Raw genomic sequence first — 13,418 nt, 5'->3', positions numbered from 1 at the left:
AGTAGAGTTGTCTGAAACCCTCGTTTCAGACGCATTTCGTCTCTTTCGCGAAAACGTCTGAAAATGGCCTTGGACAGGCCAATACGACACGCAAGGAGTAGCGCATGGCCAAACCAGCAGCCCGGCTCAGCGACAAAAACGACTGCCCTAAAAGCGGTCACGGCGTTAACCCGACCGTCACCGGCTCACCTGATGTATTGATCAACGGCCTTGCCGCCCTACGCGTAGGCGACAGCACCGCCTGCGGTGATACCGTCACGCAGGGCATCGGCAATATTCTGGTCAACGGCAAACCCATCGCCTTCTTAGGCAGCGCCACCGCCCACGGCGGCGTCATCATCACCGGCTCAGGTGATGTGCTGGTGGGCACTCAGCACGCGCCTGCTGAGTTTGTGCCGCCCATAGCGATGCCCGGTGTCTGCAACTGCAAACTGCAGCTGTCTGCGGCTAACGGGCAGCCTTACTCAAATCTGCCTTATCGGGTGACACTGGCCGACGGCTCGGTGCAAAAAGGTACAACCGATGCAACCGGCACCACGCAAGCCATTACCACCGCAGTTGAAACTGCATTAGCCAGCGTACAGCTACTGCCGCCGTCATCCTCCGCGCCCTGCTGTGCCCGCAGCGCCCCTGCCCAAAGCAGTGGCGTCACCATTGCGCTGAGTGGCGTCCAAACCGCCTCTGCCAATGGGCAAACCAACAACCTCACAGCCGTTAAAAAAGACGACAAATCGCGCCCGCTGACCAGCGGTGAAATCGCGATGGCAAAAAGCATATTTAAAGACTCAATCGACTACAGCAAAGTGAAGGTTCACAACGAGGAATATCTGCCTTTTGGTTTGCAGCCGGATAACACAGCGATGACGCCGAATGGGGAGATTTATTTCAACCCCCAGTATTACAAAGACGACTTCTCGCTCTCAGCAACGCAGGATGACCTAGTCAATAACCATTGGTTTATGCACGAGATGGTTCACGTCTGGCAGTACCAGCTCGGTTACGGGGTGAAACTTCACGGCGTGCTGTTACATCCGGGGAAACTGTGGGGGCTCTTGGGCAACCCTTACGAGTACACCCTAGAGCCGAACAGCAAACTTCAAGACTTCAATATGGAACAACAGGGCGACATCATTGCTGACTACTACGCCTGGGTATCGGGTAACCCGATCAGAAGTAACAGTGGCCGTTCTATCAAGAGCGTCACGCCCTATTTATCAGTGCTTGCTGACTTCCTGAGAAATCCCAATGACAAGAACCTTCTTCCTTAGCCACCTCATCGCCCTGAGTTTTCTGGTCGCAACATCAGCGCAGGCCATGTCCCGCCATCACGATGGCGACGCCCGTATCTGGAGCCAGGACGACAAGCTCTGCCTGGGTGTTGCCCCCACCTACAAGACCGACGGATTCCTGTTCTCGCGCACAATTCAAGTAGATGACAACGATGTGCGCCTACACGCGATATCGGTAAGCGCAGTTGATAAAGATGTGTGGTACGCCTACATCCCGCCTGAATCTTCAGCGGAAGGGGTCAGAATAACGTCAGACACCTGCATAAGTTATGGGCAAAACCTGGCTGGTTTTACTACCAAAACACCTGCACAGCCCATTAATCCCGGACTCTACTCCGTGATATTAGACGCAGGTGACCAGAAAAACCGTCGCGCCCGTTTTTACCTCAAGGCTTGTATCAGCCTTACGCAAAATACTTGGGCTGTAACACCTGCAAAGTTCAATGAGAATGAAACTGGCTCCAGTCGGTTTTATTGCGACTAACCCGCCATTCACCACTTCGCCAAATCAGCACATCTTGTCGCCCTGCTATCTGCAAGTTTGAGCCGCTCAGGCTAAAGTATTTGGTGCTGTTCTACCTCCTGTCTGTTACCCGCAAGGAATGCCTGCCATGCCCGATCTATCCCAGCAATTTGCCAGCGACAACTACTCCGGTATCTGCCCGGAAGCCTGGGAGGCGATGGCCGAGGCGAATAAGGGGCACCAGCGTGCTTATGGTGATGACGAATGGACGGCCCGTGCTGCCGACCATTTCCGCCAGTTGTTTGAAAGTGACTGTGAGGTGTTCTTTGCCTTTAACGGCACTGCGGCCAACTCGCTGGCACTGGCGTCACTCGGCCAGAGCTACCACAGCGTGATCTGCTCTGAGACGGCTCACGTCGAGACTGATGAATGCGGCGCGCCGGAGTTCTTTTCCAACGGCTCCAAGCTGCTGCTGGCCAAGACCGAGAACGGCAAGCTGACACCGGAAGCGATCCGTGAAATCGCACTCAAACGTCAGGACATCCACTACCCCAAACCCCGCGTGGTCACCATTACCCAGGCGACCGAAGTCGGCACGGTGTACACGCCTGAAGAAGTGCGGGCGATCAGCGATGTGTGCAAAGAACTGGGCCTGCGCCTGCATATGGACGGTGCACGCTTCTCCAATGCCTGCGCGTTTCTCGGCTGCACCCCAGCTGAACTGACCTGGAAGGCTGGCGTGGATGTGCTGTGTTTTGGCGGCACCAAAAACGGCATGGCGGTGGGTGAGGCGATTCTGTTCTTTAACAAGGATCTGGCCGAAGACTTCGACTACCGCTGCAAGCAGGCCGGCCAACTGGCGTCGAAGATGCGTTATCTGTCTGCGCCATGGGTGGGCATTCTGCAGAACGGTGCTTGGCTGCGTTATGCCAACCACGCCAACCGCTGTGCGCAACTGCTGGCTGAATTGGTTAGCGATGTGGAGGGCGTCAGCCTGATGTTCCCGGTGCAGGCCAACGGTGTGTTCCTGCAATTGTCTGAACCGGCACTGGAGATTCTGCGCAGCAAAGACTGGCGCTTTTACACCTTTATCGGGGCCGGTGGTGCACGCTTTATGTGCTCGTGGGATACCGAAGAAGAGCGCGTCCGTCAGTTGGCAGCGGATATCCGCCTGGCCATGAACGCTGGCCGTCCGTAGCCTGGATTAAATCCGGGGAGCGTTATCCGACACACTAACGCTCCCCAGCTAATCTATTAAGGGTCAGCGCGGCACCAACGCTGGCAACAATGTGCGTGATATCGCTTCACGCACATTCGGCAGCAGTGTTGCACTGCCGCCCAACAGCGATTCGACCATCTTACGCAACGCCACCGCCCGCTCCGGGCTCAGGCCATTTACGGCGAGTTCACAGGCCTGCTCGGCGCTGACGCCAGAGGGAATGGCAAAGCCAAGTGCCACCAGACGTTCGCGAAGATCTTCGTGATCAATCAGATCAGCATGCATCATGTTCAAGTCCTCCAGTTGGGTGCGCACAAGACGTATGGGCCAGCCAGGTTAGCCAACCCGGGCGACTACCGTAGCACGCCTTCTTCCAGTAATAGTTTGAAGATCGCCTCTGCGCCTTCTGCCGCTGAAACCCCTTTAAGCACCTGACCACCGCCACCGCTGGCTTTGGCGGTTGCCGCACGCATACGCTCTGCACCGGTTTTCGCTTTGATCACCTTGAGCCGTTTGGGCCGGGGTTTGGCCGGTTGCAGTTCACCGTGCTCAAACAATGAGTCAGGCACAACCTCCACACTGGTCGCTCCCAGACGACCACGGCGGGCCGGGCCATAAGCGCTCTGTCGCGCGATGGGGGCGGCGTTGTCCACACTGGCCACAAACGGCAAACGCACTTGCAAGCGACGGCGCTGACCACGGGGCAATGCTTGTAAGACCTGCGCCATGCCGTTATCAACCTTCTCAACGGCGGCCAGCCCCACCACCAGCGGCCAGCCCAGTTGTTCGGCCAGCAGATACGGCAACATGCCGGAGCCTTCGCCTGTCTCGGCCTGCGTGCCGGTCAGCACCAGTTGCGCTGGGCTGCGTGACAGATACTCGCTGAGCACCGGCACGGCGTCGCTGTGAGCGGGTTGTTCGAGCACGTTGATTTCGTTCAGGCCCATACCGAGATAGCCACGCAGTGCTTCTGCATGGGGATCACCGGCGTGCAACACTTGCAAGCGGTTACCAGCAAGGTGCAGACCTAGCTCGACTGCACGGGCGTCCTGCTCGGCACGGCGTGCACGGCCCGAAGTGGGGTGAGCCCCGACCGAAACCAGACTCACCACATTCAATGCATCAGGCTGCATCACGGGCACCTCCCTGACGATGGGCCGCCACTCGCTCAATTAGCGCCTGCAAGATTTCTGCGCTGTCGCCAATCACCGAAAGGTCTGCCCGTTTGATCATGTCGCAACCGGGGTCTTGGTTAATCGCCACTACTTTGTCGCAAGCGCCAATGCCTTGCAGGTGCTGGATCGCACCGGAAATCCCCACCGCCACGTACACCCGTGCGGTGACCCAGGTCCCAGTCGCACCAACCTGACGGTTACGCGGCATAAAGCCGTCGTCCACCGCCACCCGCGAGGCGCCTTCGGTGGCGCCAAGGGCTTGGGCAGCCTGATGGAACAACGCCCAATCCTTCACGCCGTTGCCACCGGAGAGAATAAACTCCGCTTCGGCCATTGGGATCTGCGCCGGGTCTACCGCTACCGCACCCATGTCCTGAATCCGTGGCAATTGCGCGGTGACAGACAACTCCAGCTCCAATGCACGAACTTCGTGACGTGTCTCGCTAACCGGCTCAGCACACTCAGCCGAGGCCAGCAGCATGCGTGGAACGGGTTGATGGACATCTTCACGCCCTGCTCCGGCGCGGCCACTGCTAATACCTTCTGCGACTTGCCACACCCGTGTGGCCGGACGCTCACCCAACTTAGCGGCCAGGCGACGGCCCAACTCAGCACCGCCGCTGCGGCTGTCGGGGAACAGCCAGTGCCGCGGCGCGAGCTGTCCTTCCAGCTCACACAGCACCAGCACACGCGCCTCGGGGCTGTATCCAGCAAAGGCGGCGTCTTGCAGATGCAGCAGGCGGTCGACGCCGTTCAGATCCAGCGCGGTCTCTTTATGCTCACCGAAGATCACCGCCAGCACGGCACCTTCTGTGCCTGCGAGCTTGCGAGCCAGACCGAGCAAATCTTTGTCGTGACTGCTGAGGTGCCCACCCTGCATATCCGGCACCACAGCCACATAAAACGCCGGTTGCTCGACGATATGCAGCGGTAACTGGACCACGGCCTCAACGCTGTCACGTACACGTTGGCTGCCTTGCTGGCTGCCACTGCGGTCAATTCTTTTGATCCCATTGGGGCCGATAAAGCCCACTGCATGTGGATTTTTACGGATTAAGCCATTGGGCCCCATCCAACTGATCACGCTGCTTTGCACGCTGGCGTGCAGCGGATGCAGGCGGTTACGGGCAATCCACTCAGCCCGCGGGTCACGTCGAATAATCCGGCTCATGCCATCACCTCGGCGACTGCTGTTTTCTTCGCGGGAGCGGCTTCTTGTTCGATCAACGAATCAGCCACCAGCTCGGCGATGTCCTTCACTTCCGGACGCGGCCCGACCACACCTTCAAGCATCGCTGTGCACTGCGGGCACCCCACTGCAACCAGTTCTGCAGCGGTTTCTTTGATGTCCACCATGCGCATATCAGGGATACGCTGCTTGCCCGGAATATCGGTAATCGGCGCACCGCCACCACCACCGCAGCAACGGGAGCGGAAGCCCGAACGCTCCATCTCTTTCACTTCAATGCCCAGGGCCTTGAGCACCTGACGCGGCGCTTCATATTCGCCGTTGTAACGGCCCAGGTAGCACGGGTCGTGATAGGTCACGCTGCCGCCCTTATGCTGACCGAGGCTGACTTTTTTGCTGGCGATCAGCTCTTGCAGATAGGTGCTGTGATGCAGAACCTGATAGCGGCCGCCCAGCTCGCCGTACTCATTTTTCAGCACATGGAAGCTGTGCGGGTCGCAGGTCACAATGCGTTTGAAGCGGTATTTGTTCAGCGTGGCGATGTTGCGTTTAGCCAGACTCTGGAAGGTGGCTTCATCACCCAGACGACGGGCGACGTCGCCGCTGTCGCGTTCTTCCAGACCGAGCACAGCAAAGTCGACGTTGGCGGCTTTGAGTACTTTGACGAAGGCGCGTAGGGTGCGCTGGTTGCGCATATCAAAGGCACCATCACCGACCCAAAACAGCACATCGACCTGAGGTTTTTCACTCATCAGCGACAGATTCAAATCCGCCGCCCAGTTCAGACGACCACCGGGAGCAAAGCCGCCGGGGTTATCCGTGGCGATCAGGTTATCCAGCACCTCTGCGCCTTTGTTCGGTGTCGCGCCTTTCTCCAAGGTCAGGTGGCGGCGCATATCAACGATAGCGTCGACGTGCTCGATCATCATCGGGCACTCCTCCACGCAGGCGCGGCAGGTGGTGCAGGACCACAGCGTCTCAGCATCCACCAGCGCCTTGCCATTGAGGTCGACAATGGGCTGGTGCGGACCGCCACTGTGCTCACCAATCGGCTTACTGGGGTATGGTGAACCTGCGAAGTTGGCATCGCTGCCACCCGCCAGGCCAATCACCATGTCCTGAATCAGCTTTTTCGGGTTCAGCGGCTGGCCTGCGGCAAAGGCCGGGCACATGGCTTCGCACTTACCGCACTGCACGCAGGCGTCGAAACCAAGCAATTGGTTCCAGGTGAAATCAGTGGGTTTTTCCACACCCAGCGGCGCACTGGTGTCATCCAGATTCAGGGCTTTGAGGCCGGTGGAGCGACCACCACCGAAGCGTTCACTGCGACGGTGCCAGGCCAGATGCAGCGCACCGGCAAAGGCGTGTTTCATCGGCCCACCCCAAGTCATGCCGAAGAACAACTCCGACACGCCCCAGGCCACACCCACAGTCAGCAGCAGCGCCAGCAGCCAACCGCCAAAACCTTCCGGCAGAATCCCGGCTACCGGCAACGTGGCGATAAAGAAGCTCCCCGCGAACATCAGCAAGCTCTTCGGCAAGCGCATCCACGGGCCTTTGGACAGGCGTGACGGCGGGTTCTTGCGGCGTTTAGCCACAAACAACGCACCGACAAACATCAGCACGGTGGCGGCCAATAACGCGAAAGCGAGAATCTTGCTGTGCAGGCCAAGGCCGTGCACCACAATCGCCAGCACAGCCGCGAGGACAAAACCGCCCGCCGTGGCCACGTGGGTCTTGGACATGTATGTGTCGCGCTCGACCACATGGTGCAAATCCACCAGATAGCGGCGCGGCATGGCCAGCAGTCCGCCGAGCCAATTAACCTTGGCCGGGCGGCCTCTGCGCCACATTAAAAAGCGTTTAACAGCGCCCAACACCGCCAACGCCAGGGCGGCGAACAGCAGAATAGGCAGGATGGTGTTTAACATGAGCGCACCCTTTCGATAACCGTGGAGTGGATGAGTAAAACCATCCACCACTCAACACCCATGGAGCTTTGTAGGAGCGGCTTCAGCCTCGAAATTCCATAACAGCCGCAGCACCGACTCCAAGCGTTTACGACTATTCCTTCGCGGCTAAAGCCGCTCCCACATCAAAACGCCAGCAAAACATCGGTCCTGTAGGGTGGATGGTCGAAGCCATCTACCAGCAAGTGACACACTTCCCATTGGTGGATGACAAAATCGTCATCCACCCTACAAGCGCCGATGCATTAGCGTGGCGATCAGAAGTCCTTGCACAGGCGCAGGGCGTCGTAGATCGCAGCGTGAACGTTGCGCTGAGCCACGCAGTCGCCAATGCGGAACAACAGGTAGCCATCGCCACCTTCGCTCAGGCATGGCTGCGGCTGGATCGCGAACAGGGCCTCGACATCAATCTGGCCTTTGTTACGCGAGCCCTGCTTAAGGGCGTAGTACAGGCTTTCATCAGGGCGCACGCCGTTTTCCACGACGATCTGGTCCACCACCCGCTCTTCGCGAGCGCCGGTGTATTCGTTCTCCAGAACGGCCACCACCTTGTCACCTTCGCGGTAAACCTTCTCCAGCATGAGGTCACCGGTCATGATCACCTCTTTCGGGTACAGGCTGCGGTAGTAAGTCGGGAAGCTGGTACCGCCAATCGCCACACCCGGCTTGATATCGTCGGTGACGATTTCCACCTTGGCGCCCTTCTCAGCCATAAAGTCGGCCACCGACATACCGGTGAACTCGCAGATGGTGTCGTACACCAGCACGTTGTTGCCCGGTGCAACTTTGCCGTCGAGAATGTCCCAACTGCTGACGATCAAGCCTTCGGCTGCGCCCCAATGCTCGTTCTGTTCAACAAAGGCATGGCCACCGTTAGCCAGCACCACGATGTCTGGATTGAGTGCCAGAATGCTCTGTGCATCGGCGGTGGTAAGCAGACGCAGGTCGATGTTCAGGCGTGCCAGTTCCAGTTGATACCAGCGGGTGATACCCGCCATCTGATCGCGCTGAGGAGCTTTTGCCGCCAGTGAAATCTGCCCGCCGAGGCTGTCGTTTTTCTCCAGCAGAATGACTTCGTGACCACGCTCAGCGGCGACACGTGCGGCTTCCATACCACCTGGGCCACCCCCAACGACCACCACACGGCGTTTCGGCCCGGTGGATTTTTCGATGATGTGCGGCAAGCCCATGTATTCACGGCTGGTGGCGGCGTTCTGGATGCACAGCACGTCCAGGCCCTGGTACTGACGGTCGATGCAGTAGTTGGCGCCTACGCACTGTTTGATCTGATCAACCTGACCCATTTTGATCTTGGCGATCAGGTGCGGATCGGCGATATGGGCGCGGGTCATCCCCACCATATCCACGTAACCGCCTTCGAGAATGCGCGTCGCCTGGTTCGGGTCTTTGATGTTTTGTGCGTGCAACACCGGCACTTTGACCACTTCTTTGATGCCCGCCGCCAAGTGCAGGAACGGCTCTGGCGGGAAGCTCATGTTAGGGATCACGTTAGCCAGGGTGTTATGGGTGTCGCAGCCGGACCCCACCACGCCGATAAAGTCGATCATGCCGGTGGCATCGTAATAGGCCGCGATCTGTTTCATGTCGTCATGGGACAGACCGTCCGGGTGGAACTCATCGCCGGTGATACGCATGCCAACGCAGAAGTCATCACCAACTTCTTTACGTACGGCTTTGAGCACTTCAAGGCCAAACTTCATGCGGCCTTCAAAGCTACCGCCCCACTCGTCGGTGCGTTTGTTAACCCGTGGCGACCAGAACTGGTCGATCAGGTGTTGGTGCACAGCGGACAATTCGACGCCGTCCAAACCACCTTCTTTGGCGCGACGGGCCGCTTGTGCGTAGTTGCCGATAATGCGCCAGATTTCCTCTTCTTCGATGGTCTTGCAGGTGGCACGGTGTACGGGTTCACGGATACCAGATGGCGACATCAACGTCGGCCAGTGGTAACCATCCCAACGGGAGCGGCGGCCCATGTGGGTAATCTGAATCATGATCTTGGCGCCGTGCTTGTGCATGGCATCAGCAAGATTCTGGAAGTGCGGGATGATGCGATCGGTGGACAGGTTGACTGAACTCCACCACTGTTGCGGGCTGTCGATGGCCACCACGGATGAGCCACCACAAATAGCCAGGCCGATGCCGCCCTTAGCCTTCTCTTCGTAATACTTCACATAACGATCCGTGGTCATACCACCATCAGTGGCATAAACCTCGGCATGAGCGGTACTGAGCACGCGGTTGCGGATGGTCAGTTTGCCGATCTGAATCGGCTGAAACATTGCTTCAAAAGCCATTATGGCAACCTCACGAAAGGGCGACCTTATTGGTATTCACAGGAGCGGCACGCCGTGTTCACGGGTCGTTGCTTCGCGGCTTTTAGCCGCTCCTATCTATAAAGTTGTGTTGAGTTACAGAGGCTTGACGATGAACAGACCGTCGTCGTGGCCCTCTTCGGAGCCGCCATAAACCTGTTCGGCCACCGTGCGAATGGAGCTGCCCTGCGCTTGGAGAATCTGATCCATGGCGCCAGCGAACCATCCGGTAAACATGTAATCCACCTTGCGGCCACACTTGCCGTACACGTACACAAATGCGGAGTGCTTGAGGCGTACGCTGGCAGTGCCTTTTTCCAAGTCGATGGCTTCGATCTCGAACAGCCCCCAGCCACGTTGCGACAGGCGCTTCATGTAGTGTTCAAAAACCGCCACACCTTCTAAGCCATGGCACTCGGCTTCTTTTTCACACCAGTGCCAGGCTGATTTGTAGCCAGCCTTGTAGAGAATTTCGGCATAGGCCTCAGCGCCCAATACCTCTTCGATGCCCATGTGGTTGTTCACAAAGAAGTGCCGTGGCACGTACAGCATCGGCAGCGCATCGGTGGTCCAGACGCCGGTTTCGCTGTCGACTTCAATAGGCAGTTCGGGGGCGTGTTTGGCCATGTGTGCAGACTCCAAAATTCAAATCAGTCGTTGAGTGCCGGGCGCATTACCCGCCACCGAAATTCGTTGATGTGTTACGCAGTACGTGGGAGCGGCTTCAGCCGCGAATTCCACGCCACTACTGTGTGGTTAATCCCATAGGCACCACGTTATTTACCGGGTGAATGAAACGATCCACCCTCTACAAAACTATTCGCGGCTAAAGCCGCTCCCACCCCACGAGTAGGCCCAAAGGTATTCACCTACTCGTGCCAGACGTCGGCAAGAACACGCACCCAGTTCTCACCCATGATCTTGCGCACCACGCGCTCGCTGTGGCCGCGCTTAAGCAGGGTTTCGGTGAGGTTGGGGAATTCGCCTACTGTGCGAATTCCCAGCGGGTTGATGATCTTTCCAAAGTTGGTCAGGCGGCGGGCATAGCCCTTGTCATGGGTCAGGTATTCAAAGAAGTCATGACCATGGCCTTGGGTGAAATCGGTGCCGATGCCGATGGCGTCTTCACCCACAATATTCATGGTGTACTCAATGGCTTCGGCGTAGTCGTCGATGGTGGAGTCAATGCCTTTGGCCAGGAATGGCGCAAACATGGTCACGCCAACAAAGCCACCGTGATCGGCAATGAACTTCAGCTCTTCATCAGACTTATTGCGCGGGTGTTCTTTCAGGCCCGACGGCAGGCAGTGTGAGTAGCACACTGGTTTTTTCGATTCGAGGATGACTTCCTCAGACGTTTTAGAGCCCACATGGGACAGGTCGCACATGATGCCCACGCGGTTCATTTCCGCGACCACTTCACGACCAAAACCAGACAAGCCACCATCACGCTCATAGCAGCCGGTACCCACGAGGTTCTGGGTGTTGTAGCACATCTGTACGATGCCCACGCCAAGCTGCTTGAACACTTCGATGTAGCCCAATTGATCTTCAAACGCATGGGCGTTCTGGAAGCCAAACAGGATGCCGGTTTTGCCCAACTCTTTAGCCTTGCGAATGTCCGCAGTGGTGCGCACGGGCATCACCAGGTCGCTGTTTTCGCGGATGAGTTTTTGGCTGGCGGCGATGTTGTTGACCGTGGCCTGAAACCCCTCCCACACCGACACCGTGCAGTTGGCCGCAGTCAGGCCACCTTTACGCATGTCTTCAAACAATTCGCGGTTCCACTTGGCAATGATCAGCCCGTCAATAACGATGCTGTCGGCGTGTAATTCGGCTGGGCTCATCTGGCTTTCCCCTCAAACTGTGTCGCCAAACCCGTTGCTGGCGCTATGCAGTGAGAATATCCCCGAGGGCTAAAGCAGCCCGGCACAAAAGCGACCGGGGTATTGCCGAAAGCGTCAAGCCACAGTCGCATTTAGGCAGGTCGCCCGGTCCCGCCAAGCAGACAAAAAAAAGCCTCTGCCGAACCAACGTTGACAGAGGCGAGCGTGATCCCTGTGGAAGGATCTCAGTGTGAGAGCACGGACCGGTTCACGGCTGTATGCGTGCGGCCAGCACGCCATACAGGGTTACACCGAAGAGCAGCAGTAGGCACAGGGTCATGCTGAGTCATTCCCAACTGTGCGCAGGTAGGCAGCAGGCGCTGCACCTAGGTTGTTAAGCATGCGCTCGCTGTACCAGTCGATAAAGTTGACCACACCAAACTCGTAGGTTTTGGAATACGGGCCAGGCTGGTAGGCAGTGGAGTTGATGCCACGCTGGTTTTCTTCAGCCAGTTGACGGTCTTGTGCGTTAGTCGCATCCCACACTTCGCGCAGACGGGCGACGTCGTAATCGACACCCTCAACAGCATCTTTGTGCACCAGCCATTTGGTGATGACCATGGTTTCCTGCGCACTGATCGGCCACACGGTGAAGACGATCATGTGGTCGCCCATGCAGTGGTTCCACGAATGCGGCAGGTGCAAGATGCGCATGGAGCCCAGATCCGGATCGGTGATGCGACCCATTAGCTTATTGCAGCCTGGCTTGCCGTCCATGGTCATGGACACAGTGCCCTTGAGCAGTGGCATACGCACGATGCGGTTACGCAGACCGAAACTGGCGTGGGCATAGGGAATCTTGTCGCGATCCCAGCGGCTGGTGCACTCCGCGACCTGATCTTTAAAGGCCTGGGTGGCACGCGGGTCGGTAACGTCATCCCACTCCAGCAGGGTATTGAGCAGTTCCGGGTGCGATCCATTGCAGTGGTAGCACTCGCGGTTGTTCTCCATCACCAACTTCCAGTTGGCTTTTTCCATCAAGGTGGTCTGCACCGCCACCTTGGTGCTCTCCATGTCGTACGGTTCCATGTAGTGCGACAGCGTGGAGAGGAAATCGTCAATGGCAGGTGGGTTTTCCGCCAGAGAGATAAAGATGTAGCCGCCTGCGACTTTGCAGTTCACCGGCTTAAGGTTGTAGTCGCTGAGCTTAAAGTCCTCGCCCATTTCAGTGCCGGCAAAGAGCAAACGGCCGTCCAGCTCGTACGTCCACTGGTGATACGGACAAACCAGTTTGGCCACTTTGCCTTTGTCGCTTGTGCACAAACGCGAACCACGGTGACGGCACACGTTGTGGAAGGCGTGAACACTGCCTTCTGCACCCCGAATAACAATGATGGGGTTGTTGCCGATTTGCAGCGTAAGGAAGTTGCCTTTAGCCGGAATCTCGCAGGTCATGCCCGCAATCAGCCACTCCTTATGAAAGATCTCCTGCATGTCGATCTTAAACAGGCGCTCGTCGTTATAGAACGGCTGCGGCAGGGAAAAGGTGCGCTCGCGGCTTTGCAGCATTTCTGCGGTGGCCTTGCGTGCAGGTTCAAGTACATCACCCAGGCCCAACGTAACGGTCGTATCCATCGGTCTGTCCTCGGGGCCACTCGCGCTGCAAATGGCCGTAATCAAATGGCTAATCAAATGCGCTGCCAGCCTCGGCAACGACTCACGCATGGCGGCAGTGTCAGCCCTCTCATGCCCGCCGAAGGCGTCTGTCAGAAAGGCGAACCTGCTAATGACCTTGTTATTCGGCTGGCTGGAGTTTGGCCCTGAAGACCCAGCAATCCTTACCTATGCACGACACACCCACATCCGTTTCCGACGCGGCAAGGCCCGTCCCACGGGGCAGGTCGTGATAAGCATGCAAATGTCGCAGACAGGTAAATGAGCACCAGGAGCG

General features: G+C 57.7%; 11 protein-coding genes. 3 read left to right on the top strand and 8 right to left on the bottom strand.

The window, feature by feature from the left end:
* Nucleotides 1-104 precede the first annotated feature (104 nt).
* From WG219_02170 to WG219_02160, 3 genes are all read left to right on the top strand, one after another.
* Nucleotides 105-1,268, top strand: coding sequence for a PAAR domain-containing protein (locus tag WG219_02170; GenBank protein ID WXL26315.1), 1,164 nt, complete (start codon nucleotides 105-107; stop codon nucleotides 1,266-1,268).
* Nucleotides 1,246-1,773, top strand: a complete 528-nt coding sequence (locus WG219_02165; GenBank protein WXL26314.1) for a hypothetical protein — start codon at nucleotides 1,246-1,248, stop codon at nucleotides 1,771-1,773. The genes WG219_02170 and WG219_02165 overlap by 23 nt, the downstream gene beginning before the upstream one ends.
* A 127-nt stretch (nucleotides 1,774-1,900) precedes the next feature.
* Entirely contained in the window at nucleotides 1,901-2,950 is a 1,050-nt protein-coding gene (locus WG219_02160) for a low specificity L-threonine aldolase (GenBank protein ID WXL26313.1), read from the top strand.
* Nucleotides 2,951-3,013: 63 nt separating this feature from the next.
* On the opposite strand, the gene WG219_02155 is transcribed toward WG219_02160, so the two are convergent.
* The 8 genes from WG219_02155 to gbcA form a co-directional block, all read right to left on the bottom strand.
* The gene (locus WG219_02155) at nucleotides 3,014-3,259 is read right to left on the bottom strand and encodes a hypothetical protein (protein WXL26312.1); all 246 of its coding nucleotides are present in this window, start codon (nucleotides 3,257-3,259) and stop codon (nucleotides 3,014-3,016) included.
* Nucleotides 3,260-3,324: 65 nt separating this feature from the next.
* Nucleotides 3,325-4,104 carry an electron transfer flavoprotein subunit beta gene (locus WG219_02150; protein WXL27924.1) on the bottom strand — a complete coding sequence of 260 codons (780 nt, stop codon included), beginning with the start codon at nucleotides 4,102-4,104 and terminating at the stop codon, nucleotides 3,325-3,327.
* Nucleotides 4,094-5,317 carry an electron transfer flavoprotein subunit alpha/FixB family protein gene (locus WG219_02145; protein WXL26311.1) on the bottom strand — a complete coding sequence of 408 codons (1,224 nt, stop codon included), beginning with the start codon at nucleotides 5,315-5,317 and terminating at the stop codon, nucleotides 4,094-4,096. The genes WG219_02150 and WG219_02145 overlap by 11 nt, the downstream gene beginning before the upstream one ends.
* On the bottom strand, nucleotides 5,314-7,266 hold the full coding sequence (gene dgcB, locus WG219_02140; protein WXL26310.1) for a dimethylglycine demethylation protein DgcB: 1,953 nt from the start codon (nucleotides 7,264-7,266) through the stop codon (nucleotides 5,314-5,316). The genes WG219_02145 and dgcB overlap by 4 nt, the downstream gene beginning before the upstream one ends.
* 296 nt (nucleotides 7,267-7,562) lie before the next feature.
* Nucleotides 7,563-9,623, bottom strand: coding sequence for a dimethylglycine demethylation protein DgcA (dgcA, locus tag WG219_02135; protein ID WXL26309.1), 2,061 nt, complete (start codon nucleotides 9,621-9,623; stop codon nucleotides 7,563-7,565).
* A 114-nt stretch (nucleotides 9,624-9,737) separates the two neighbouring features.
* A complete protein-coding gene (locus tag WG219_02130; GenBank protein WXL26308.1) occupies nucleotides 9,738-10,268 on the bottom strand; it encodes a DUF5943 domain-containing protein in 531 nt (176 codons plus the stop codon).
* Nucleotides 10,269-10,510: 242 nt separating this feature from the next.
* A complete protein-coding gene (locus WG219_02125) occupies nucleotides 10,511-11,488 on the bottom strand; it encodes a dipeptidase (protein ID WXL26307.1) in 978 nt (325 codons plus the stop codon).
* A 315-nt stretch (nucleotides 11,489-11,803) separates the two neighbouring features.
* The gene (gene gbcA / locus WG219_02120; GenBank protein WXL26306.1) at nucleotides 11,804-13,102 is read right to left on the bottom strand and encodes a glycine-betaine demethylase subunit GbcA; all 1,299 of its coding nucleotides are present in this window, start codon (nucleotides 13,100-13,102) and stop codon (nucleotides 11,804-11,806) included.
* Nucleotides 13,103-13,418: the final 316 nt, after the last annotated feature.

It is taken from the genome of Pseudomonas mendocina (genome assembly GCA_037482215.1).
Lineage (GTDB): Bacteria > Pseudomonadota > Gammaproteobacteria > Pseudomonadales > Pseudomonadaceae > Aquipseudomonas > Aquipseudomonas mendocina_E.
Note: the sequence above shows the minus strand (reverse complement) of the source record. Positions and strands in the feature narration are given on the sequence as shown.